Annotated in this window: 20 protein-coding genes; 10 read left to right on the top strand and 10 right to left on the bottom strand. The window is 55.5% G+C overall.

Annotated features, from left to right (window positions below; translation table 11 throughout):
- Window position 1: 1 nt before the first annotated feature.
- A complete protein-coding gene (locus RHM59_RS11635) occupies window positions 2-805 on the bottom strand; it encodes a SirB1 family protein (RefSeq protein ID WP_322167802.1) in 804 nt (267 codons plus the stop codon).
- 226 nt (window positions 806-1,031) lie between these two features.
- Between RHM59_RS11635 and RHM59_RS11630 the strand changes: the two genes are divergently transcribed.
- On the top strand, window positions 1,032-2,057 hold the full coding sequence (locus RHM59_RS11630; protein ID WP_322167803.1) for a Glu/Leu/Phe/Val dehydrogenase family protein: 1,026 nt from the start codon (window positions 1,032-1,034) through the stop codon (window positions 2,055-2,057).
- A 134-nt stretch (window positions 2,058-2,191) separates the two neighbouring features.
- On the opposite strand, the gene RHM59_RS11625 is transcribed toward RHM59_RS11630, so the two are convergent.
- On the bottom strand, window positions 2,192-2,455 hold the full coding sequence (locus RHM59_RS11625; protein WP_322167804.1) for a YebG family protein: 264 nt from the start codon (window positions 2,453-2,455) through the stop codon (window positions 2,192-2,194).
- A gap of 279 nt (window positions 2,456-2,734) precedes the next feature.
- On the opposite strand from RHM59_RS11625, the gene RHM59_RS11620 reads away from it, so the two are divergent.
- On the top strand, window positions 2,735-3,223 hold the full coding sequence (locus RHM59_RS11620) for a phosphate-starvation-inducible protein PsiE (protein ID WP_322167805.1): 489 nt from the start codon (window positions 2,735-2,737) through the stop codon (window positions 3,221-3,223).
- A 6-nt stretch (window positions 3,224-3,229) separates the two neighbouring features.
- On the opposite strand, the gene RHM59_RS11615 is transcribed toward RHM59_RS11620, so the two are convergent.
- Both RHM59_RS11615 and RHM59_RS11610 read right to left on the bottom strand, forming a co-directional pair.
- Window positions 3,230-3,556, bottom strand: a complete 327-nt coding sequence (locus tag RHM59_RS11615; protein WP_322167806.1) for a DUF3509 domain-containing protein — start codon at window positions 3,554-3,556, stop codon at window positions 3,230-3,232.
- Window positions 3,557-3,740: 184 nt separating this feature from the next.
- Window positions 3,741-4,157 carry an HPF/RaiA family ribosome-associated protein gene (locus RHM59_RS11610; RefSeq protein WP_322167807.1) on the bottom strand — a complete coding sequence of 139 codons (417 nt, stop codon included), beginning with the start codon at window positions 4,155-4,157 and terminating at the stop codon, window positions 3,741-3,743.
- Window positions 4,158-4,473: 316 nt separating this feature from the next.
- Here RHM59_RS11610 and RHM59_RS11605 point away from each other — a divergent pair, with 316 nt between their 5' ends.
- Window positions 4,474-5,058: a hypothetical protein gene (locus tag RHM59_RS11605; RefSeq protein WP_322167808.1), complete on the top strand. Its 585-nt coding sequence runs from the start codon at window positions 4,474-4,476 to the stop codon at window positions 5,056-5,058.
- A gap of 6 nt (window positions 5,059-5,064) precedes the next feature.
- Here the strand turns inward: RHM59_RS11605 and RHM59_RS11600 are convergent, their stop codons facing one another.
- Window positions 5,065-5,937, bottom strand: coding sequence for an AraC family transcriptional regulator (locus RHM59_RS11600; RefSeq protein WP_322286594.1), 873 nt, complete (start codon window positions 5,935-5,937; stop codon window positions 5,065-5,067).
- Window positions 5,938-6,071: 134 nt separating this feature from the next.
- On the opposite strand from RHM59_RS11600, the gene RHM59_RS11595 reads away from it, so the two are divergent.
- A complete protein-coding gene (locus tag RHM59_RS11595) occupies window positions 6,072-6,971 on the top strand; it encodes a DMT family transporter (protein WP_322286593.1) in 900 nt (299 codons plus the stop codon).
- 189 nt (window positions 6,972-7,160) lie between these two features.
- Here RHM59_RS11595 and RHM59_RS11590 read toward each other — a convergent pair whose 3' ends face one another.
- Entirely contained in the window at window positions 7,161-8,135 is a 975-nt protein-coding gene (locus RHM59_RS11590; RefSeq protein WP_322286592.1) for a D-glycerate dehydrogenase, read from the bottom strand.
- A gap of 33 nt (window positions 8,136-8,168) precedes the next feature.
- Complete coding sequence (locus RHM59_RS11585; RefSeq protein ID WP_322167812.1) at window positions 8,169-9,116, bottom strand: LysR family transcriptional regulator; 948 nt, start codon at window positions 9,114-9,116, stop codon at window positions 8,169-8,171.
- A 185-nt stretch (window positions 9,117-9,301) separates the two neighbouring features.
- On the opposite strand from RHM59_RS11585, the gene RHM59_RS11580 reads away from it, so the two are divergent.
- The 4 genes from RHM59_RS11580 to RHM59_RS11565 are packed head-to-tail and all read left to right on the top strand — an operon-like array spanning window position 9,302 to window position 14,152.
- A complete protein-coding gene (locus RHM59_RS11580; protein WP_322286591.1) occupies window positions 9,302-10,813 on the top strand; it encodes an efflux transporter outer membrane subunit in 1,512 nt (503 codons plus the stop codon).
- A 55-nt stretch (window positions 10,814-10,868) separates the two neighbouring features.
- Entirely contained in the window at window positions 10,869-13,046 is a 2,178-nt protein-coding gene (locus RHM59_RS11575) for an FUSC family protein (RefSeq protein ID WP_322167814.1), read from the top strand.
- Complete coding sequence (locus tag RHM59_RS11570; protein ID WP_322167815.1) at window positions 13,036-13,236, top strand: DUF1656 domain-containing protein; 201 nt, start codon at window positions 13,036-13,038, stop codon at window positions 13,234-13,236. The genes RHM59_RS11575 and RHM59_RS11570 overlap by 11 nt, the downstream gene beginning before the upstream one ends.
- A gap of 55 nt (window positions 13,237-13,291) precedes the next feature.
- Complete coding sequence (locus RHM59_RS11565) at window positions 13,292-14,152, top strand: HlyD family secretion protein (RefSeq protein WP_322286590.1); 861 nt, start codon at window positions 13,292-13,294, stop codon at window positions 14,150-14,152.
- A 1,003-nt stretch (window positions 14,153-15,155) separates the two neighbouring features.
- On the opposite strand, the gene RHM59_RS11560 is transcribed toward RHM59_RS11565, so the two are convergent.
- Together RHM59_RS11560 and RHM59_RS11555 are read right to left on the bottom strand one after the other, a co-directional pair.
- Complete coding sequence (locus tag RHM59_RS11560; RefSeq protein WP_322286589.1) at window positions 15,156-15,977, bottom strand: SDR family oxidoreductase; 822 nt, start codon at window positions 15,975-15,977, stop codon at window positions 15,156-15,158.
- Window positions 15,978-15,996: 19 nt separating this feature from the next.
- Window positions 15,997-16,455 (bottom strand): multidrug transporter, encoded by a 459-nt coding sequence (locus RHM59_RS11555; RefSeq protein WP_322286588.1) that lies wholly within the window; start codon window positions 16,453-16,455, stop codon window positions 15,997-15,999.
- 158 nt (window positions 16,456-16,613) lie between these two features.
- On the opposite strand from RHM59_RS11555, the gene RHM59_RS11550 reads away from it, so the two are divergent.
- Together RHM59_RS11550 and RHM59_RS11545 are read left to right on the top strand one after the other, a co-directional pair.
- On the top strand, window positions 16,614-19,436 hold the full coding sequence (locus RHM59_RS11550) for an RHS repeat-associated core domain-containing protein (RefSeq protein WP_322286587.1): 2,823 nt from the start codon (window positions 16,614-16,616) through the stop codon (window positions 19,434-19,436).
- Window positions 19,437-19,609: 173 nt separating this feature from the next.
- Entirely contained in the window at window positions 19,610-22,450 is a 2,841-nt protein-coding gene (locus RHM59_RS11545) for an RHS repeat domain-containing protein (protein ID WP_416195068.1), read from the top strand.
- Window positions 22,451-22,638: 188 nt separating this feature from the next.
- Here the strand turns inward: RHM59_RS11545 and RHM59_RS11540 are convergent, their stop codons facing one another.
- Window positions 22,639-24,090, bottom strand: a complete 1,452-nt coding sequence (locus RHM59_RS11540; protein ID WP_322167821.1) for a mannose-1-phosphate guanylyltransferase/mannose-6-phosphate isomerase — start codon at window positions 24,088-24,090, stop codon at window positions 22,639-22,641.
- Window positions 24,091-24,203: the final 113 nt, after the last annotated feature.

Below are 24,203 nucleotides of genomic sequence, written 5' to 3'. Positions count from 1 at the left end.
CTCAGTGATAAGCCCTATGGTGCGGTAGATGACTCAGCCGCTCGGTCAAACGCAGCCGTTGAATCGGGTCGTCACTCAATAGCAACGCATGCTCCAGGTCGAATCGCTCGGCCTGGGGGCATTCAAGGGATTGATACAAGCTCGCGCGGGCCAGGTGATCGTTGGTGGTCGCTTGGCCCAATTCCAACACCCGGTCTGCGTCCTTGAGCGAAGCCAGAAACTCATCGTTCATTTGGTGCAGGTGCCGGAGATTACGCGACAGGCGTTGCACCATCGCCATGTCAGTTGCACGCAGCATGTGCTCGGATTTGAGCGGCATGTCTGGGCCAAACTGGCGCACCAGCAATTCACGGCAATCTTTCGGATAAAGCCGACGTCCGCCACAGGGATCCAAGAGATGGTCGGCCCCCGGCACCCGCAACAGAAAATGACCCGGAAAATTAACCCCCTCCAGCGGAATCTCCAATCGCCTGGCCACCTCTAAAGCGATTATCGCCAAGCCTAACGGTTGCCCACGCCGACGCTGCAAGATGTTGTGTACCAGTGCGGCCTGAGGTTTTGGTTGGCTCCAGTCGTCCTGCTGAAACCCCAAGGTGTTCAGCCGGCGTAGCATTGGCTGGGCAAGCTCGCCTGCCGGTAGCATCGGCAACGCAGCACTGATTTGACGTTTTAGATCCTCGACGGTCTCGAACCCTTGCGCTGGGGAAAACTGCGGATCGTGTTCGGCTGACACCCACAACGCCGCCTCCATGACACAAGGCGGTGTGCGTTGCAGGCTGGCAAGGCAGGCTTGACGTGGGGTCATCAACCTCTCCGTTGGATCAGACACCATGGCTCTTGCGACGAGCTGGTTATCGGGCTCTGGAGCTTCCGTTTTAGCCCCAACGACAGATTTCGTCCAGTGCCGTTTTCAAAGCGCATCCAAGAGTGACCGTTACGCCGGTCTGTGTTTGTTCAACGGATCCTGATGGCCCAGCGTTTTTTTTCCCAGCGCCTATACTCGCCTTAGAAAAAACTCGGGAGCACCGCCAATGTTCGCTCTCATGCAAAGCTCACATGTGGAGACGCTGCACTTTATCGTCGATCCTGAGACCGGCCTCAAAGCATTGATCGCAATCCACAACAGCCAGAACGGTCCCGCCTTGGGCGGTTGCCGCTACCTTGATTACTCCGACGAACAGAGCGCCATTCAGGATGCCATTCGCCTCGCGCACATCATGAGCTACAAAGCGGTACTTGCCGGGCTGCCTTATGGAGGAGGCAAGGCGGTGATCATGCGCCCGGCGCACGTTCCCAATCGCGCGGCGTTGTTCGAGTCCTTCGGGCGGTTTATCGAAACCCTGGATGGACGCTATATCACGGCAGTCGACAGTGGCACGTCCAGCGCTGACATGGATTGCATCGCACAACACACCCAACATGTCACCAGCACCACCGAGGCGGGGGATCCCTCATTGCACGCCGCGATGGGCGTATTTGCTGGTATTCGTGCCACCGCAGTGGCGAGGCTGGGCAGCGACAATCTCGAAGGGTTACGTGTGGCGGTGCAGGGGCTAGGGCATGTCGGTTTTGCCTTGGCCGAGCAACTGCATGCGGCGGGTGCCGACTTGTTGGTCAGTGATCTGGACAGCGGCAAGGTGCAATTGGCCATGGAGCAATTCGGTGCCCACCCGATTGCGTGCGACGCCTTGCTCAGCACGCCCTGCGATATTTTTGCTCCCTGCGGGCTGGGCGGCATCCTGACGAGCAAAAGCGTCGCGCAACTGCGCTGTGCCGCCGTGGCCGGCGCGGCGAATAATCAACTGACTGATTTGCAGGTCGGCGATCAGCTGGAAGGACGAGGCATTCTGTATGCGCCTGACTACGTGATCAACTCCGGAGGCCTGATCTACGTGGCGCTGCAGCATCAAGGGGAGACGCCGAACACCATCACCGCGCACTTGTCGCGAATTGGCACTCGATTGACTGAAGTATTTGCTCACGCCCAAGCGGAAAAACGCTCGCCTGCGCGTGTCGCGAACGACTTGGCAGAACGACTGCTGAATAAAGGGTACTGACGTTCAGCGGCTGAATCTGCCGACGCCTTCGCACAGATCCCTGTAGGAGCCAACGTGTTGGCGAAGCGGCACAAGCGCCGTTCCTAACTAGCCGCCTCGCCAACACGTTGGCCCTACAGAGTGTGTAGTGGCGCTTATTCTTCCAGCGGTGCACTCAGCAATTCGGACAAGGCGTCCGGCTGACTTTTGAACGCTTTGGCGAAGACATCGCGATTTTTCGCCATGTAAATACCCGCTTCTTCCACTTGAGCTTCCGTCAACGACGGCACCGCTCGTTGCAACACCTCGGCAAGCAATTCTGCCAGTTCGAGCATTTTGTCATGACGATCAGCTTCGGCTTTATCCATGAACAAACGCTCCAAATCTCGGCTGCTGCGGTATACCACTTCGACGGCCATTCAGCACCTCACATGCCTTCACGATAATCAGTCTTTAACGACTACTGTATTTTTATACAGGTAAAAGCATAAGCCAAACGATCTGTTTTGGATAGTGGCATTTTTGCTTAGATTACTCATAGTGCAGCGTTTCGATGTGTCTTGCGACAATCCACCACGCTCTCAACCCTAGACTCTGGCACCTGTTCTGCTAATAGAAGCACCCATAAACGCCAATGCGACGGTAAATCGTCACATCGGCACGGCATCATCCGCTTGAATTATTCAAGGAAGTACATTGTGAAAATCAACTGGGCTGAGTCTCTGCGCCAACACGTTCACGGGCTGGCCGAGTCACTGGGGAACTTGTGCGTCGAGACGTTCCATTACCTGGCGCTGTTCGCTATTGGCGCGGTAACGGCTTGGGCAGCAGTGATGGCATTTCTGGACATGCTGGAGAAGGGTCACATTACGGTCGATGACATTCTGTTGCTGTTCATCTACCTGGAGTTGGGTGCCATGGTCGGGATTTATTTCAAAACCAACCACATGCCGGTGCGGTTTCTGATTTACGTCGCCATCACCGCGTTGACCCGCTTACTGATCTCGGACGTATCGCACCACAACCCACCGGACCTCGGCGTGGTTTATCTTTCTGGTGCGATTTTGCTACTGGCATTCGCGATTTTGGTGGTGCGCTACGCGTCGTCGCAATTCCCGTCGGGTAAGGTTCCTGACCCGGACAGCAAAGCCAAGGGCGCGCTGACCGAGGAGAAAGGCGAATTGTAATTCGCGTTAGAAACCGGCCGATAGTTGCGGCTGGTTACTCAACCAATTCTTACGAGGAGCGGGTTTATCCAATTGATCGCTGTCGGTCATTGCCGCCAGAATGGCCACGGCGCTGTGGCCTTGTTCGATGGCGATGCCAAATTGCACGCTTTGGATGAGCCTGCGCAGTCGCTTGGGCTCATTGCGTTGCTCGGCACTGATCCAGCGCTTGGCGACGATGCCCGTCTCGTTGGATAAGGTCAGCATGATGCCGCCATCGAGCCCCTGAATGCTCAGATTGACTCGGTAATCAGGCTGAAAAACATCAGTGATCAGTTGAAAAGGGTTATCCATAGCCTGCGCCTGGTCGAGAAGTCTATTTAAGTTGACCGGCTGTCGGTGGTTTAAGTTCGCGACGTAAGACTAATGGCGATGATGGCGCCTCGGTATGCGCCATAAAAAAAGACAGCGCTGTTTTCACAGCGCCGTCCTTTTCAGATTGTTTCCATGGTGATGGTCGTCAATTGCGCGCTGCGGATTAACCGTGCAGGGCGTCCTCTTCTTTTTCCAAAAACTCTTCCTGAAGCATGGCATCCGGATTTTCAGAATCCGCGTCTATCTCCGCGTCTGTTACCGGCGCGCGTTTGTCGCGCAGTTTGCCGAACAAGTGTTCAAGGGCGTGATTGAGTTTCTCTGCCGCGCCTTCCACTGCCTGATCCAGTGTGTCGGCTTTGTGGGTAACCGAAATCGGTTGGTGACCTTTTGGCCGGGCTTCCATCTGGCAGCGAATATCATGCGGGCCAGGCTTTTCGCCATTCTCGTCGCGGATATGAACCTCAACGCGCGTTAGATCTTCTTCGTAGCGTTCGAGCGTGCTTTCAACGGTGGTACGGACCCACTCCTCCAGTCGGATGCTGTTTTCAATATGGTTATCGCTATTGACCTGGATTTGCATAGTTTTTTCCTTACTTAAGGCTTACTCACATGAGAACGATCAGCCTGCCTCGGGTTCGAGGAATAACCACTCGCCTCTCACCCTCAGTGTTGGCCCCGATGAGGAAACAATTCAACCCCTTGATAGCAAATATATTTTGTGGCGGAAAAGGCAAAGGTGGCAGGGATTTTGACAAGGCTGCGCCCGACGATGCGACGCTGGTAAAGCAGGTCAAGACAGAGAATGGGACGTTTCCTACGTTTTCAGCGGAATTCCCTGATTGGCAGCGCCGGATTTTCGAAGCAAATTATCTGTACTCCACTGGACGGAAATATGTATGAACAAATATCTGATCACGCTGCTTATCTCTTTGGCCTCGTTCTCTGTTTGGGCAGACAACTGCGAACAGAGAAAATTGTCTTTCGGTGAGTTGCCGTTTGAACAGAGTGACGGGTTGGTTGTGATTATCGGTCCTTACCAATTCAACCTGCCTGGAGCGCCTATTGCGCTGGTAGCGTTCGACGGAATAATGGCTGCCTACCCAGAAAAAAAATACGTAAGTTATCAACTTATACCCAATGACAGTGTTGCAGCCGCTCTGTCTCAATTCACGACGAAAAAGCTCTCAAGCGCTGATTTAGATCGTTATCTATACGGGCTTTATAGTGTGGAGAGTCTCAATGAAGCAGATCAGGCACTGGTCAGAGCTATGCGCTCTGACATGCAGCTCGACTGCCGTGCGCGACTGACGAGTTTCACCGTGGGCTCTGGCGTTCAAGCCATTTTTCAAGAAGCTACACCAACCGATCCAGAGCACCGAATTTTGCTTTTCGCGAATGATTCTACGTATTTGATCAGTGTGAGGGGTGACAAGGAGATGGCGCTAAATGTTCTGCAAACCATAGCGCTCAAGCAGCAGTAAAACAGCCTACAAAAACGCCAACCGATACTCCCCCGGCGTCGCCCCCATTGTTTGCCTAAACCGATTATTGAAATGACTCGCACTGGCAAACCCACAGGCCATGGCGATACTTCCCAACGGCTGTTGACCCGTACGCAGTAGTTGCTGTGCGTGGTTCATGCGGCGCGCCAACAGGTACTGATGCGGCGGTAAGCCAAAACTTTCGCGAAACATCCGGGCAAAGTGGTATTCGGACAATGCACATAGTGCTGCAAGTTCGCCCAGGCTTATCGGATCTGCCAGACGATGTTCGATGTAATCCACGAGGTGTCGGCGTAGATGCGGGGCGAGGCCGCCTTTGAGGCGGAGGCCGTGGCGTTGGCCGACTTGGCTGAGCAGGGCGTGGCTGAGCATTTCGTGGGCGAGGCTGCTGGTCAGCAGGCGTTCACCAGGTTCGCTCCAATCCAGCTGGATCATGCGGCGAAAACGTTGAGCTTGCTCGGCATCGTCGATAAACGTGCCTTCGCGCAATTGCAGTTCACGGGGCTCACGGTCGAGCAGAGTGACGCAGCCCAGGGCGAATTGTTCAGGGCTGACGTACACATGCGCGAGGCGAATTTCGCCGTTGATGACCCAGGCCGACTCATGTCCCGCTGGCAGTACGCACAGCTTTCCTGGGCTGCCTTTCTCATTTGGACGGTCGCGACGATAGGTACCGGTGCCACCTGTGATGTAACACGACAACGTATGGTGGCTCGGCGCCTGGTATTCCTGTGCGTCGTGGTGGTTGCTCCACAGGGCTGCGACCATCCCGTCACCCAAGCCCGCGCTTTGTTCGAGGCGAGCATTGGGCGAGCTGTTCAGGGCTTGAAAAACCTGGATGGTTTCCAGTGGCGGCATAACGAATCCTCTGTAGTCCGCATCGTACCAAGTCGCTTGCGTACTGCCATTCTCCAAACGATCAAAAGCGCAAGTTTGTGCAAGTCGGCCCTGAGACGAAACCTCAGACTGGAGCTCAATTAAGGAGCCCACCGATGAACCTCTCTTTGTACCTGCTTACCGTACTGATCTGGGGCACCACCTGGATTGCCCTCAAATGGCAGTTGGGCGATGTGGCGATTCCGGTGTCGATCGTCTATCGCTTTGGCTTCGCGGCCTTGGTGCTGTTCGTGATACTGCTGCTCAGCGGTCGGCTGCAGAAGGTCAATCGGCGCGGCCAACTGCTTTGTCTGGCGCAGGGGCTCTGCCTGTTCTGCGTGAACTTCATGTGTTTCTACACCGCCAGCCAATGGATCCCCAGCGGCTTGATCGCCGTTGTGTTTTCCACCTCGACGCTTTGGAATGCGCTGAACGCTCGGCTCTTTTTCCGCCAGAAAGTCGCGAGTAACGTATTGGCTGGTGGTGGCTTGGGGTTGATCGGTCTGGCGTGCATGTTTTGGCCTGAGTTGTCCGGGCATACCGCCAGCCATGAAACCTTGATCGGTCTGGGTTTGGCGTTGCTCGGTACGCTGTGTTTCTCAGCCGGGAACATGCTATCCAGCCTGCAGCAGAAAGCCGGTTTGAGGCCGCTGACCACTAACGCGTGGGGCATGCTCTACGGCGCGGGGATGTTGGCGGTGTATTGCGTAGTGAGCGGCACGCCGTTCAGTTTCGAATGGAATACCCGTTACATCGGGTCGTTGGTGTACTTGGTGATCGCCGGTTCAGTGATTGGCTTTACCGCCTACCTGACCCTGGTCGGACGCATGGGGCCGGAACGTGCAGCGTATTGCACGGTACTGTTCCCGGTGGTGGCGCTGAATATCTCGGCTTTTGCCGAAGGCTACCAATGGACGCTGCCCGCGCTAATGGGGCTGGTATTGGTGATGCTGGGGAATGTGTTGGTGTTTCGTAAGCCAAAACCGGTGACGGTGGTGACGGGAACGCTGGCATAGACCGCCTCGCCAACAAGTTGGTATCTACAGAGGGGTTATGTCTGTAGGAACCACGTGTTGGCGAAGCAAGCAGCGCGATTTAGCGGCGAAACCGAGGTGTTGTCTTCCCGAATGAATTCGGTCCCACAGGATTCGCGCCACGCCATGCGCATTGATCTCTCCCTTCAACGGGCACGGTCTAGGGAGAAATCAGCCTTTCCACACCTGCGGGTTCACCAGGTCCTGCGGTTTCTCACCGAGCAATGCGCTGCGCAGATTCTGATACGCACGGTCAGCCATGGCCTGGCGCGTCTCGTGGGTGGCCGAGCCAATGTGCGGCAGGGTTACAGCGTTGCTCAGTTGGAACAGCGGTGATTCTGCCAGTGGTTCTTTTTCATACACGTCCAGGCCAGCACCGCGAATCGTGTTGTTTTGCAACGCTTCGATCAGCGCCGGTTCATCAACCACCGGGCCGCGGGAGATGTTGATCAGGATCGCGCTTGGCTTCATCAGCGCCAGTTCGCGTGTGCCAATAAGGTGTTTGGTTTTTTCGCTCAACGGTACAACGAGGCAGACGAAATCCGACTCCGCAAGCAGTTGATCAAGGCTGCGAAACTGCGCCCCCATCTGCTGTTCCAGCGCTGGCTTATGGCTGTTGCCGCTGTACAGAATTGGCATGTTGAAACCGAAGTGGCCACGTCGGGCAATAGACGCTCCGATGTTGCCCATGCCAACGATGCCTAAGGTTTTGCCGTGCACGTCGGTGCCGAAATGCCCGGCTTCGATCGAGCGTTTCCAGTGGCCGGCCTTGGTCCAGGCATCCAGTTCAGCGACGCGGCGAGCGCTGCTCATTAACAGCGCGAAGGCCAAGTCAGCGGTGCTTTCAGTCAGCACGTCCGGGGTGTTGGTCAGCATGATGCCGCGCTCGTTGAAGTAGCCCAGCTCGTAGTTGTCGTAACCCACCGAGATGCTCGACACCACTTCCAACTTGCTGGCGCTCTGCAACTGCTCGCGGCCCAGCTTGCGCCCGGCGCCAATCATGCCGTGGGCATGGGGCAGCGCGGCGTCGAATTGTTCATTCATATCGCCCAATTTCGGGTCGGGTACGATCACGTTGAAATCTTGCTGCAGGCGCTCGGCCATTTCGGGGGGTACGCGGCTGAACGCAAGGACAGTCTTTCTCATCGGGCGATACTCTCGGGCGGTTGAGTGGAGGTGTCAGACGATGTTCATCAAATCATGGGTTTTCAAATCGGCCTCGTGGGCAGCCATAATTTCCGGCAGCGACCCGCGCAGGTATTCGACCCAGGTTCTTATTTTTGCATCAAGGTATTGGCGCGATGGGTAGATGGCGTAAAGATTCAGTTCTTGCGAGCGGTAGCTGGTCAGCACCCTAACCAGTGTGCCGTTAAGCAGCCCCTCGATGGCTGAATAAATCGGCAGAATGCCAATCCCCATGCCACTGCTGATTGCCGCTTTCATGGCGTCGGCCGAGTTGACCAGAAACGGCGAGGTGGCAATGGTGACCATCTCTTGGCCTTCGGGGCCATCAAACACCCATTTCTCCAGCGGAAACACCGGACTCACCAACCGCAGACACGCGTGGTTAAGCAAGTCTTGGGGTTTTTGCGCCGAACCGAAGGCTTTGACGTAGGCCGGTGAGGCACAAACAATGCTGTAGGTGATACCCAGGCGTTGGGACACGAAACCCGAATCCGCCAGCTCGGTGGCTAATACGATGGAGACGTCGTAACCCTCTTCAAGCAGGTCCGGGACTCGGTTGCCCATGGTCAGGTCGAAGCTCACGTCCGGATGATGCTTGCGATAACGGGCGATAGCATCGATTACGTAGTGTTGGCCGACGCCGGTCATCGAGTGCACCTTCAATTGACCGGACGGACGCGCGTGGGCGTCACTGGCTTCTGCTTCAGCTTCTTCGACGTAGCCGAGAATCTGTTCGCAGCGCAACAGGTAACGCTTGCCCGCTTCCGTCAGGGCAATACGCCGCGTGGTGCGGTTCAGTAGGCGGGTTTGCAGGTGAGCTTCGAGGTTCGAGACTGCACGCGATACGTTCGCGGTGGTTGTGTCTAGCTGTATTGCGGCGGCAGTAAAACTGCCTGCTTGCGCCACACAGCTGAAAGCACGCATGTTTTGCAGGGTATCCATTGGCAGTTCTCTGATGAGATCGACAAATTGTGACATGAAGTAACGGATGAATGTGAGCCAAGCCCGTCGATTATCACCCGTTTGGTAACAAAGAATCGCACTTCGCCCGTCTTATCGTCTCGTTGACCGCCCTCTAGAATCGATGCCTATCATCCGCATCACACCTAAGTCGGGAATTTGCAGCAGTGCCGCGTCGCATGTCCAGAGGGCTCAAACCCCTATTTGTTATCGCTCTTTCGCTGACTATCGGCGGCTGTATCGGAACCGGGGGCATTGGCCCTCAGGAGCATTCCCTTCCAGCCAACGAATTAGCAACTGACGAAGCAATCCAGAATGCCGCCAAAGAGGCGCACTGGCCTGCTTCGCAATGGTGGCGCGCCTACGGAGACGAGCAGCTTAATAGCTGGATCGAACTGGCCGCCAAAGGTAGCCCAAGCCTGGCAATGGCCGCAGCGCGTGTGCGTCAGGCCAAGGCCTTGGCGGGTGTCGCCGAGTCCGCAGAATCGTTGCACATTAATGGCGATTCGACCCTCAAACGACATAACTGGCCAACCGACCAATTCTACGGTCCAGGTCAGCTGGCGAATACCAGCACTTGGGACAACAATGCGTCGATGGGTCTGAGCTATTCCCTTGACCTCTGGGGTCAGGAAAGTAATACCACCGAGCGTGCGTTGGATTTGGCCCACATGAGTGCTGCCGAAGCGCGTTTGGCTCAACTTGAGCTGCAAAACGATATCATCCGCGCCTATATCCAGTTGTCGCTGAATTACGCACAGCGCGACATCGTTGAAGCAACGTTGGCCCAGCAAGAACAAATCCTGCAACTGGCGCAGAGACGCTTTAACGGCGGGCTCGGTACTCATTTCGAAATCAGTGAGGCCCAAACCCCGTTGCCCGAAACCCATCGTCAGATTGACTCCCTGGACGAGGCCATTGCACTGAGCGGTAATCAACTCGCCGCGCTGGCGGGTAAAGGACCGGGGGAGGGTGCACGCCTGAAACGCCCGACACTGTCGTTGCAAACTGCGTTGAAACTGCCTTCATCACTGCCCGTGGCCTTACTCGGCCAGCGTCCCGACGTGGTGGCCAGCCGCTGGCGGGTTGCGGCTCAAGCGCGTGGCATTGACGTTGCGCACGCTGGTTTCTATCCCAACGTTGATTTGGCCAGCAGCCTCGGTTTCGTTGCAACCGGAGGTGGGATGTTGTCATTCCTGGCGGGTAACAAATTCAACTACAGCGTCGGACCGGCCATTACCTTACCGATCTTCGACGGCGGCCGTTTGCGCTCGGAATTGGGCGAAGCCTCTGCCGGTTATGACATTGCTGTGGCGCAGTACAACCAGACGTTGGTTACCGCGTTGAAAGAAATTTCAGACCAATTGATTCGCCGTGAGTCGATGGCCAAGCAGCAAGCGTTTGCGGCTGAGTCCGTGGCCGCAGCGCAAAAGACCTACGACATAGCGAAGGTTGCTTACACCCGTGGGCTGACGGATTACTTGAGCGTGCTAAACGCGCAGACATTGTTGTTCCGCCAACAACAGATTCAACAACAGGTCCAGGCGGCACGCCTGACAGCACATGCGGAGTTGGTGGTGGCCTTGGGCGGCGGTTTGTCAGCGGGTTCCGATTCGCCTAAAGAAGAGAAGACCCTGCCGTCGAAGGTCCCGGCTGCACTTGCGGCGTTTGACCATTGAAAAATTTCGGTGCCGTTTCGCGAATGAATTCGCTCCCACAGGGTTGGCTGCGTTCATGATCAGCTTCTTCCGTTCTCTTGAATGGCGTCGCGAGTTTTTTGCATGGGCGCGCAGCGATGGCGTGACTTGGATTTACATCTTCAAAGTGCTGTTCGCGGCCTTTGTGACCTATTGGATCGCGCTTCGGCTGGAGTTGCCGCAACCGCGCACGTCGATGATCACCGTGTTCATCGTCATGCAGCTGCAAAGCGGGCATGTGTTCGCTAAAAGCTTTTATCGGATTATTGGCACCCTGGCCGGCTCGGCCATGATGGTGCTGTTAATGTCCTTGTTCGCCCAAAACAGCGAGCTGTTCCTCGGTAGCCTGGCGTTGTGGGTCGGTTTTTGCTCGGCGGGCGCCGCGCGTTATCGAAACCTGCGGGCCTACAGTTTTGTCCTCGCTGGTTACACCGCAGCGATGATCGGCTTGCCCGCGTTGGCGCACCCGGAAGGTGCCTTCTTGGCGGCGGTTTGGCGGGTGCTGGAAATTTGTCTCGGGATTGTCTGCTCGACAATCGTCAGCGCCGCGATTCTGCCGCAAAGCACCAGCGCCGCCATGCGTAACGCGCTCTATCAACGTTTCGGCGTATTTGCCCGATTTGCCGCTGATGGCATACGTGGCCTCAGCGAGCGGACAGCCTTCGAAGCAAGCAACGTTCGCTTCATCACCGAAGCCGTCGGGTTGGAAGGTCTGCGCAGCGTCACGGTGTTTGAAGACCCGCACATGCGTCGTCGCAACGGCCGATTGAATCGTCTGAACAGCGAATTCATGGCCATTACCACCCGCTTCAACGCCCTGCATCAATTGCTCGAGCGGTTACGCTCACGGGGCTTGACCCAAGTGGAGTCCGCCATCGAACCAGGTCTTGCAACATTGGCCGAATTGCTCGACGGTTTCGCCGGACGCGCATTAACCATTCCTGATGCCGCCTCACTCGAACGCAAATTGGCGGCCTACAAAGTCAGCCTGCCGGATCAGGTGCGCAGCCTGCGTGAGATCTTGGTGATGGGCCGTCCGAGCGCTGCGGACTTGTTGGATTTTCACACTGCGTTTGAGCTGCTGTACCGCTTCGTCAATGACCTGCACAACTACGCGCAAACCCACGCATCACTGGCCGATCACCACCATGTTCGCGAACAGTGGAATGAGTCATTCAAGTCCACCACCAGTTGGCTGTCCTCCGCCGCATCGGGCATTCGTGCCACGTTCATCGTTGGCGCGCTCAGTGCGTATTGGTTAGCCACGGCTTGGCCGAGCGGGATGACCATGATCCTGGTGTCGGCGGCAACGGTCGCGTTGTCTGCCACCACGCCGAACCCCAAGCGCATGGCGTTCCAAATGGCCTGCGGCACGTTGATGGCAGCGGTTTTCGGCTTCATTGAAACCTTCTTTGTTTTTCCCTACATCGACGGCTTTCCATTGCTCTGCGTGGTGTTGTCTCCGGTATTCGTCGTCGGTGCCTTTCTCGCCTCACGACCACAGTGGGCCGGTATCGGGCTTGGGTTGCTAATATTTTTCAGCATCGAATCGATACCCAGCAACATGACCCTGTTTGACCCTTATTTGTACGTCAATGATTACATCGCGATGGTCATCGGCATGTTGGTCTGTGCCGCTGCCGGCGCAATTATCCTGCCGCCCAACAGCCGTTGGTTGTGGCGTCGGCTGGAGCTTCATCTGCGTCGGCAAGTGCTGTTTGCCATCAGCGCACCGCTGCGCGGCTTGGGCACGGGTTTCGAAAGTCGTACCCGCGATCTGCTGCATCAGGCGTATGGTCTGGCTGCCGGACAACCGCAGGTGCAGCGTGGATTATTGCGCTGGATGTTCGTGGTGCTGGAAGTGGGTCACGCGATTATCGAGTTGCGCCGTGAACAAGAGGTGCTGCCGGATTTTACCTGTTATGCCGAATACCAGCCCTGGCGCCACGCGATCCGGCTTATGGGCCGTTCGCTAGTACGATTATTCGTTCAGCCTGGCCGGAACAATCTTGAACGCAGCTTGAGCGCGGTCAATCACGCTATCGTCTGCGTGCAGCTAACCGACGAACCCTTCGCCCCGCACTTCGAAACCTCCGCGTTACGCAGGGTCGAAAGTTATTTGCACTTCATCCGTACTTCGTTGCTCGACCCGCAATCACCGCTGGCGGCCTTCGCGGTCAACCGTGAGCCGCAAGGACTTCCACATGCCTCGTGAAATAGCGTTCCACGGCCTCTACATGCCGACCGTGACCGTGATGTTTTTGGTCGCGACGGTGCTGGCCTGGGTGCTGGACAGAATTCTGTCGGCGTTTGATTTGTACCGTTTTTTCTGGCACCCGGCGTTGTTGCGCTTAAGCATGTTTGCTTGCATCTTCGGCGCCCTGGGGCTGTCGGTTTACGGTTGAAGTACCGCTGTTTGAAACACCCTTTTTTGCCTCCGCCCTTTCTTTGAGATCCAGGATGAAAAAGCTCTTCAGTCTGACCGCCACGTTACTGGTCCTGGCCTTGGCCATCTGGATCGGTCATAGCCTGTGGGTTAACTACATGAACACACCTTGGACCCGCGATGGTCGCGTGCGTGCCGATGTGATCAACGTGGCGGCCGACGTGACCGGGACCGTGGTCAACGTGGCGGTGCGTGATAACCAGCAGGTGAAGAAGGGGGATCTGTTGATGCAAATCGACCCCGATCATTACCAGCTTGCAGTCAAAGAAGCGCAGGCGAACGTGGCCTCCCGCAAAGCCACGTGGGAGATGCGAAAACTCAACGCCAGTCGCCGCGCGGACATGGACAGCCTGGTGATTTCCCGCGAGAGTCGCGACGACTCCAGCAATATCGCCGCCTCTGCTCAAGCCGATTATCAGTTGGCCCAAGCGCAACTCGACGCGGCAGAACTCAACCTGCAACGCACCAAGGTATTGGCGCCGGTTGACGGCTACGTCACCAACCTCAATGTGTATCGCGGTGATTACGCGCGCATTGGCGAAGCGAAAATGGCCGTTGTCGACATGAACTCGTTTTATGTCTACGGCTTTTTCGAAGAAACGAAGTTACCGCACATCCGCGTCGGCGACCCGGCTGACATGCAGTTAATGAGCGGTCAGTTGCTAAAAGGCCACGTCGAAAGCATTGCCCGCGCAATTTACGACCGCGATAACCCTGAAAGCCGCGAACTGATCGCCGACGTCAACCCGACCTTCAACTGGGTCCGCCTGGCGCAACGCGTGCCGGTGCGAATCCACCTGGACAGCGTACCGGACGGCGTGATGTTAGCGGCGGGCAGCACCTGCACCGTGATCGTGAATCCAGGGGTTAACTGAAGCTCCTCACACAATGCATAACTTTTTGATACACAGATGATTTTGGGGCGTTGCCGAAGGCTGCGATGAAGTTCAGGGCCTACCGTTCTCAAGCTGCCGAAATCCTGTGGGAGTTGGCTCGCCAACGAAAGCGGCAACGCAGGTGACCCAGGTAATCAGCGGCGTGATGATGGGCCTCTTCGCAGGCAAGCCTGCTCCCACAGCTCAATCAATGACATCGCAAAGCCGTTCCGGCTTTCGCAGCCTTCGGCAGCTCCTCCGGGTCCTGGGTTTACCGGGCGACAGTGAAATTATTGATACACAGATGATTTTGTAGGGCTGCCGAAATCCTGTGGGAGTTGGCTCGCCAACGAAAGCGGCAACGCAGGTGACCCAGGTAATCAGCGGCGTGATGATGGGCCTCTTCGCAGGCAAGCCTGCTCCCACAGATTCAATCAATGACATCGCAAAGCGGTCCCGGCTTCCGCAGCCTTCAGCAGCACCTACGGGTCCTGTGTTTACCGGGCGACAGTGAAATTATTGATACACAGATGATTCTGTAGGGCTGCCGAAATCCTGTGGGAGTTGGCTCGCCAACGAAAGCGTCAACGCAGGTGACCCAGGTTTTCCGGGTGAAATCAGCGGCGTGATGATGGGCCTCTTCGCAGGCAAGCCTGCTCCCACAGCTCAATCAATGACATCGCAAAGCCGTTCCGGCTTTCGCAGCCTTCGGCAGCTCCTCCGGGTCCTGGGTTTACCGGGCGACAGTAAAATTATTGATACACAGATGATTTTGTAGGGCTGCCGAAATCCTGTGGGAGTTGGCTCGCCAACGAAAGCGGCAACGCAGGTGACCCAGGTAATCAGCGGCGTGATGATGGGCCTCTTCGCAGGCAAGCCTGCTCCCACAGATTCAATCAATGACATCGCAAAGCCGTTCCGGCTTTCGCAGCCTTCGGCAGCTCTTAAGGGTCCTGTGTTTACCGGGCGACAGTGCGGTATTTCCAATGGAAAACAGAATTGCTCACAACGCTTTATCCAAACCAAACCGCTTGCGCAGTCCTTTCTCCAGCAATCCTTTTGGCACCAGCCACGCGATCAATGGCATCGCGCGGCAGCCGTTGCCTAAACGCAGCAAGCGGGGTGGTTTGTCTTTTTGCACTGCACTGAGCAAATCCCGAGCGAACGCTGTGGCTGACGTCGGATTGCCTTGTGAGGCGTTGGCCCTGGCGCGAATCGCCTCGCGAAGCGGCCACCAAGGTGATGACTCAGCGATTAACAGCTCAGCCTCACGGGACGCATTGCTCGCAAAGCGGGTGTCGATGGCACCGGGCTGAACCTCCATAACCTTGATACCAAATGGCGCCAGCTCAAGGCGCAGCGCGTCACTCAGCGCATGCACGGCGGCTTTCGACGCACAATAAGCCCCCGCGAAGGGCGTCACCAGAACCCCCGAAACGCTGCCGATGTTCACCACCATTCCCTTGCTTTGGCGTAACAATGGGAGCAGCGCCTGAGTCACGCCGACCACAGAAAATACGTTGGTTTCAAACTGACGGCGCATGGCATCCACACCGCCATCCAGCAACGGACCCATCGCGCCATACCCCGCGTTATTGATCAGCAGGTCAAGCCCACCGTGCGCTCCGAGCTTCATTGCCAAGCGCTCAAGGGCCGCACCATCGTTGACGTCCAGATCAACGGCAGAGAAACCAGCTGCCGTTAGTTCAGCTACATCGTCAGCTTTACGCGCGGTGGCCCACACTTCATAGCCTGCCGTTTTAAACACTTGCGCCAACGCCCGGCCAATGCCGCTGGAACATCCGGTGATAAGAGCGATAGGCATGATTTTTCCTTATTGTTTTTTAGAAATTACCCTGTAAATGCTCAGCCCGGAACTCTACTGTTTCCGGGCGGTAACCAGGGCGCAACGGTGGTGCAGGCAAACAATCCTGCCAATTGCCACCCGCTTGCAGTTCTCCCGGACCGCTATAGCGAGGTGCAGCAGTGACATCATCGGCAAGGTTAACCGTGTCGCCTGGGCGATAGGCTGCCACCCGCCATTGCAATGCTTGCAATGGAACTTTATTGCCATTGTGCAACTGGGCGTGAAGAGGGCGATCCGCCGGACAGGTTTGCGGGGAGTAACTCAGGCGCAATTCAAGGCGATCCAACTGCCGTGTTTCAGTACTGTCCTGCCAGAGCACCCACAGCGTTACCAGTCCCAGACACAGCACTGCTGCCAACGATACCGGTAATGCTTTGCCCGGGTAACGCAACAGCAAGATGAGCCATGAAAGAATGAGGACGATGCCGATCAGCATTAAAGTAAGCCTTGTAAAAATCAACGGTAGAGCATCGTACAGAAACGAGAGCGGTATTGACCATTAGCGAAACCACCCGTCTGAACAGGACGTTGTTTTTGTGCAAGTGACGGCGGGCTGCCTAGGCTTAAATTGTCAATCAGGGATGGATGGACACTATGACAATTCATGCTTTTACCCCCACATTGGCAATCATCGAACCGCGCGGTTTGGTGGTTCGGTCCCTTGATTGGTATCGCTCATCAGAAACTGATGTTTGTCTCGCGCGGGTTAATCGATCCGCGTTCGATCAGGCCGGGCGGATCTTGAAACTATGGGACGCTCGTTTGTGGGCTGACGCATCAGAAGATGCGACCGCACCCGCGAACCTGGCAGTGGTGTATTCGTTATCCGGCCAGCTATTGAGTAGCGACAGCGTTGATGCCGGCTGGCAAGTCGGCTGGTTCGGCGAAGCCGGGCAATTACTAGACGCCTGGGACGGGCGCGGTACTTGGCGGCGTAGCGAATACGATGGGTTACTGCGGCCGACTTCTATATTCGAGATCAGCCATGAGCGGGTTGAGCGTTGCGTAGAGCGTCTTGTTTACGGGAGGGCCGAAGTTGCCAGTGTGCTGCACAATCAATCTGGCCATCTCATTCAGCACGACGATCAGGCGGGATCTCAGTTGATTGGCGAGTATGGCCTGACGGGCTCCATGCTGGAACGAACTCAACATGTTTCGGCGGAACTGCAGCCGGCCGATTGGCCGAGTGTCGGCAACGAAAACATGTGGGAGCCGGGTGTTGGCGCGACGTCAACCTGGCGCTATAGCTCGTTGGGAAATGTGGTTGCTCAGACCGACTCGCTCGGCAATAGCCAAACGTATGCTCATACCGTTGCAGGCCAACTGAAAAGCATTGCCGTACGGCTTAAAGATCAAATCCGACAGCCCATTGTTAGGGGCGTCAGTTACGACGCCCAAGGCCGTGTCGAATCGGAAAACTTGGGTAATGGTGTAATTAGCACGAGCCGTTATCGCGAAAAGGACGGGCGTCTGATTCAGCATCGTGCCCAGCGCGCCAATGGCGAAGTGCTGCAAGACCTGCTTTACGATTACGACCCGGTAGGCAATGTTCTGCGTATCGAAGACAGGTCTCAATCCACGCATTTTTTCGCTAATCAAAAAATAGAACCCGTCTCGACCTATCAGTACGACTCGTTATATCAACTGATCAAAGCCACCGGCTGGGAAGCGGCCAGCATCAACCATGGGCCGATATTCCCAGGATTCCAGACGCCGCCAGACCCTTCGCAACTGGCCAACTACGTGCAAACGTACACCTACGATACCGCTGGCAACTTGCGGCAACTCGCCCACGTTGGCGCGCAGAGCCATTCCAGCACCTTGGTCACTGCTCACTCCAGCAACCGAAGCCTGCCGCAACTCGGTGATAAACCGCCGACCGAAGAAGATATCGCCGCAGGATTTGATGAAAACGGCAACGTGCGGCAATTGCAACTTGGCCAAACATTGGAGTGGGACTCACGTAACCAATTGCAGCAAGTACGACCGGTAGTGCGCGAGTCTGGTAACGACGACAGCGAGCGTTATATCTATGACGCCAGCGGACAGCGCGTGCGTAAAGTACGGATTACCCAAGCCCGGGCCGTTACCCATTGCTGTGAAGTTCGCTACTTGCCCGGCCTGGAAATTCGAACCAATACCGCCACCGGTGAAGTGCTGCATGTGATCACCGTTCGCGCGGGACGTAGCGAAGTACGGGTATTGCACTGGCAAGCGGGTAAATCCGAGGGTATCGATAACGATCAATACCGCTATGGCCTGAGCGATCATTTGGGCTCCAACACTGTGGAACTGGACAGAGAGGCGAAGGTAATCAGTCAGGAACACTACTACCCCTTCGGCGGCACAGCGTGGTGGGCGGGAAGAAACGCTATTGAAGCAAGTTATAAAGCGGTGAGTTATTCGGGTAAGGAGCGGGATGCCACCGGGCTTTATTATTACGGACTGCGGTACTACGCGCCCTGGCTGCAGCGTTGGATCAATCCGGATCCTGCGGGGGAAGCCGATGGGCTGAATCGCTATAGAATGGTTGGAAACAATCCTGCCAGTCGCGTTGATCATGAGGGCCTTATGCAGCGACCCCCCCCGGTTGCAGACCGTCCTGTTTCCTCTCTACGCTGCCCTGGAGTGCCGCCCCCGGTGCCCGATAGACCGGCGAAAATGGGACGTGAGCCCTTTTTTACGGCTCAATCCTCCTCCCACAGCAGCGAAAAGCCGAATTTTCACGCGCCTCAAGTTCCATCAGGTCTACCAGCACCTTACGAAGATTTATCACTGGGCAGCAAGCCGTTGCCGTTAAAAAATATCAGGAACGTATCTAGCAGCTATGAAAGCTGGGTCGTAGAGCTTTCGGACACGGAGTGGGGCGTGCATAAGGACTTCTCGTCGATGACAGTGTTGGATGCTCACGGTTTAGCTAAACAAAAGATCGGAGCAGCAAATGAAGTATTTGCGTACCAGTTCAGCAAAGCGCTTAACTTGAATATCGTTCCGGCAACGGTCATACGGCCGGGAACTGATAGAGAGGTTATTTCACGATACGTCGATACCATCGTCGGCGACGTAGCATTTAATAGGCAGCAATCTAGCTTGTATGTGTTCGATTTTTTATTGAATACACGAGATCGTCTCGATGACGGACGGAACGGAAATATCGTTTTCGACAAAAGTAAGCGTGCGTTTGCAATCGACCACGATTTGATTTTGGAACCAGGTTTTGAAGCGATTTCGGAATCCGAAATTACGCCAGATATGCTTGCAGTTTTTGCTAGCGATCCCGTCACCATGAAGAGTTTGTCAGAAACTGACTGGGACCTTTTTTTTGAAAAACACATATCCCCAGAATTTATCCACCAAAGGGAGGAGGCGAAGTCTGAATTCTTGAGTCGGATCAGTTGCATTAAAAATCGTTTTTAGGATCATTCTGCGACTTCGTTCTGATTCTCGCCGCCTGCGTTCCGAGCTGCACTTGCACTCCCCCGGTTTGCCGTTGCTTTGAGCCAGACCGCTTGTCTGGATCGAGCTGGGCATAGATGCAATCAGCGGTAGTTTGCCTAGGCTTTAACTGTCGATCAGGGATGAATAGATATATGACGCTGCACACCCATACCCCTTGCCTCGCAGTCACTGATTCTCGCGGATTGCCCGTGCGGACGGTTGTTTGGCAGCGAACCCACGTGACGGAAATTGTGCAGAGGCGCGTCAATCGCTCGGCATTCGATCTTGCCGGACGTGTCATTCAGCGATGGGATGCGCGCTTGTGGGCTGAGGTGGAAGATGAGGTGGCTGCACCTGCGAATTTGGCAGCGGTGTATTCATTATCCGGGCAACTGCTAGACAGTGATAGCGTGGATGCTGGCTGGCGTATTGGCCTGATTGGCGAGGCTGTTCAACCGATGTTCGGTTGGGATGGTCGGGGGGTTGTGCGGCGTTATGAATATGACGCATCACTTAGGCCGACGGCCGCGTACGAAAGCACTAACGGGTTGGCTGAACGATGTGTCGAGCGACTGACGTACGGGACGGCTGACGCAGAGTGTATGCAGCATAACCAGTGCGGGCAGCTTATTCGGCATGACGATCAGGCCGGTTCCCGGTTAAACGACGAATTTGGTGTGATGGGTTCTTTGCTAAAACGGACTCAGCATTTTCTGTTTGATCTTCAACCACCTGACTGGCCGGAGGCAGGCCACGATGCTCCGTGGGAGCCGGGTATTGGCGCAACGACAACTTGGCAGCACAGCCCGCTGGGCGATGTCATTATGCAGACCGATGCGCAGCGTACTGTTCAAACGTTTACTTCCACCGTTGCCGGGAAGCTAAAAGCCAGCCGTTTGCAACTCGTAGGCCAGCCCGAACGCGTCGTTGTCAGTGCGATGCGTTATGACGCCCAAGGCCGTGTCGAATCGGAAACCTTGGGCAATGGTGTAATTAGCACGAGCCGTTATCGCGAAAAGGACGGGCGTCTGATTCAGCTTCGTGCCCAGCGCGCCAATGGCGAAGTGCTGCAAGACCTGCTTTACGATTACGACCCGGTAGGCAATGTTCTGCGTATCGAAGACAGGTCTCAATCCACGCATTTTTTCGCCAATCAAAAAATAGAACCCGTCTCGACCTATCAGTACGACTCGTTATATCAACTGATCAAAGCCACCGGCTGGGAAGCGGCCAGCATCAACCATGGGCCGATATTCCCAGGATTCCAGACGCCGCCAGACCCTTCGCAACTGGCGAACTACGTGCAAACGTACACCTACGATACCGCTGGCAACTTGCGGCAACTCGCCCACGTTGGTGCGCAGAGCCATTCCAGCACCTTGGTCACTGCTCACTCCAGCAACCGAAGCCTGCCGCAACTCGGTGATAAACCGCCGACCGAAGAAGATATCGCCGCGGGATTTGATGAAAACGGCAACGTGCGGCAATTGCAACTTGGCCAAACATTGGAGTGGGACTCACGTAACCAATTGCAGCAAGTACGACCGGTAGTGCGCGAGTCTGGTAACGACGACAGCGAGCGTTATATCTATGACGCCAGCGGACAGCGCGTGCGTAAAGTACGGATTACCCAAGCCCGGGCCGTTACCCATTGCTGTGAAGTTCGCTACTTGCCCGGCCTGGAAATTCGAACCAATACCGCCACCGGTGAAGTGCTGCATGTGATCACCGTTCGCGCGGGACGTAGCGAAGTACGGGTATTGCACTGGCAAGCGGGTAAATCCGAGGGTATCGATAACGATCAATACCGCTATGGCCTCAGCGATCATTTGGGCTCCAACACTGTGGAACTGGACAGAGAGGCGAAGGTAATCAGTCAGGAACACTACTACCCCTTCGGCGGCACAGCATGGTGGGCGGGAAGAAGTGCTATTGAAGCAAGTTATAAAGCGGTGCGTTATTCGGGTAAGGAGCGGGATGCCACAGGGCTGTATTATTACGGACTGAGGTACTACGCGCCCTGGCTGCAGCGTTGGATCAATCCGGATCCTGCGGGGGAGACAGGCGGATTGAATCTATTTTGCTTCGTTAAAAACTCGCCGCTGCGGTATGGAGACCACAAAGGCGCAGCCCCCTTCGATGTGTTGGGGGAAGCAGAGAGCGGGTTGAAAAATATTGGAATAGGGATCTTAGCGACTGGTCTGGCGGAATTCAGCAATGAGCATCGGGAAAAAGTAGAAAGGGGAATAAACTTTTCCATCCTGTTTTTGGAACGCGCGCGCACTGAACTGGCAAGTGAATCGCCAAGCCTAGGTATAAGGTCGGCATTGACAGCGACATTTGGTGATTTGGATAGGGCGCATCGAGGACAGCTAATCGATTCCCTCAACACTGCGTTTGGTAAGCAGCAGGATTTTTTAACCTCATTGCTTAATGAGGCCAGCTGGAAAATTAGCCTGATTGAACAGAACCCAAAGGCGCTGGGCTTGACCACCGTACGTAGCGCCTACCAACCTGAACGTACGATTTTGTTGTCGGCGGCTCTGCTAGAGGGGAGGCATATGTTGGAGACTGTTAACACGTTAATTCATGAAACCAGCCATGCTGTTATGGATACTGGCGATATTTTTTATAATAAAAAATTTACCCTGCGGGAGGGCGCTACCTCTGCTGAAGTGAAAATTTGGTCTGAAGATATTCGAATTGGTTTGAGAACAACGGTTGCGAAAGGGCCCGTAGAGGTCCTTACCGGCCCATCTGCTAAAAAATTTGCGATAGCGATGGCGGCGAGTACGGGCAGTGTTTTGTCAGAGACAATGCGTGCTGAAGAGTTCGTGACAAACTCCCGCGCTAGAACGGCAGTGCTGTTAAAAAATGCAGACACATACTCATCTTTTATCATGAGCACTATGCTTCCAGAGCGCTACATGTCGAAAATGACCACGCGGTCGAAGCAGGCTCCCGGCTTCAAAAAAAATAAAGAAATTTTTTAATATGATTTGAAATGAACGGTCCCGTCAGTCCTGTTTTTTTATTGAAAATGAAGAGGTTGCGAAGGCCGACTATAACGTGGGGCTGCGCTTCTCAAAACGAATTTCATTCGCGAAGAAGTCGGCGCGGTGTATCAGACAACCGCGCTTCCCGCTTCCCGAATGGATTCGATCCCACAGATTAATGCCTGTTAGCGCGCAATGGTCTTGGTCTGAACACCAATTTCAGCATTCTTGGAGCGACCGTAGATATCTTCAAAGCGCTCGATGTCGTCTTCGCCCAAGTAGCTGCCGGACTGCACTTCGATAATCTCTAACGCGATTTTGCCGGGGTTGCGCAAGCGGTGCACGGAGGCTATTGGAATGTAGGTCGATTGGTTTTCACAGAGCAAGAACACGTTCTCGTCGCAGGTGACTTCTGCAGTGCCGGAAACGACGATCCAGTGTTCCGCGCGGTGGTGGTGCATTTGCAGCGACAGGCTGGCACCCGGTTTGACCGAGATGTGTTTGACCTGGAAGCGACCGCCCATGTCCACCGAATCATAAGACCCCCAAGGCCGGTAGACCTCGCAGTGGGTTTGGGTCTCGGTACGGCCCTGATCGTTGAGGGTGTTGACCATCTGTTTGACGCCCTGAACCTTGTCTTTGTGGGCGATCATCATGGCGTCTTTGGTTTCGACCACGACGATGTTGTCCAGACCAATGACTGAGACCAGTTTGCCGTTGCCGTGGATCATGCAATTGCGGCTGTCTTGAATGACCACATCGCCTTTGCTGACGTTGCCGTTGCCGTCTTTTTCCTGCACGTCCCACAGCGATGACCAGCAACCGACGTCATTCCAGCCGGCGGTCAAGGGCACCACACAGGCGCGTTGGGTCTTTTCCATGACCGCGTAGTCGATGGAGTTGTCCGGGCAGCAGGCGAAGGTGGCTTCGTCGATGTCGATGCTGTCGCCGTCGCGCTTGCTGCGTTCCAGCGCCAGCAGGCAGGTGTCGTAGATGTCCGGTTCGTGTCTTTTCAGTTCCTCCAGGAAGCGGCTGGCGCGGAACAGGAACATGCCGCTGTTCCAGAAATAACCCCCGGCCTCGACGAATTCCGTGGCGCGTTTTTCATCGGGTTTTTCGACAAAGTGCGAGACACGGCTAACGCCTTCGGGCAGCAACACGTCATGGGTCGACTTGATGTAGCCGTAGCCGGTTTCTGGCTTGGTGGCCGGTACGCCGAACAGCACCATTTCGCCCCGTTCGGCGGCAACGGTGGCCAGGGCCAAGGCCCGTTGCAGGGCTTTTTGATCGTCGATGACGTGATCGGCGGGCAACACCAGCATCAGTTCATCGCGGCCTTCGCTGAGCAACATCATTGCGGTGATCGCCACCGCAGGTGCGGTGTTGCGGCCAAACGGTTCAAGCAGAATCGCTTGAGTCTCAAGCTCTAACTTGGCGAGTTGCTCGTTGACGATGAAGCGGTGGTCTCGATTGCAGACCACGATAGGGTGCTGCATGCCTTCAAACACCAGACGCTTAAGGGTTTGCTGGAACAAGGTGTGTTCGCTGGTCAGCGCCAGGAACTGTTTGGGGAATTGTTTACGCGAAAGCGGCCAGAGTCGCGAGCCGCTACCACCTGACAAGATCACTGGAATCATTTTATTTCTCCATAAGTGTTCGAATGGGCTGTACGCCGTTTTCCGTCGTTTCAGTCTTGTTGTTGTCCGTACCCGGCGGCCTTCTCACGGGCGTAAAGCCAAAGGCCGGCGGG

The organism is Pseudomonas sp. MH10 (assembly GCF_034353045.1).
Taxonomy (GTDB): Bacteria; Pseudomonadota; Gammaproteobacteria; order Pseudomonadales; family Pseudomonadaceae; genus Aquipseudomonas.
Note: the sequence above shows the minus strand (reverse complement) of the source record. Positions and strands in the feature narration are given on the sequence as shown.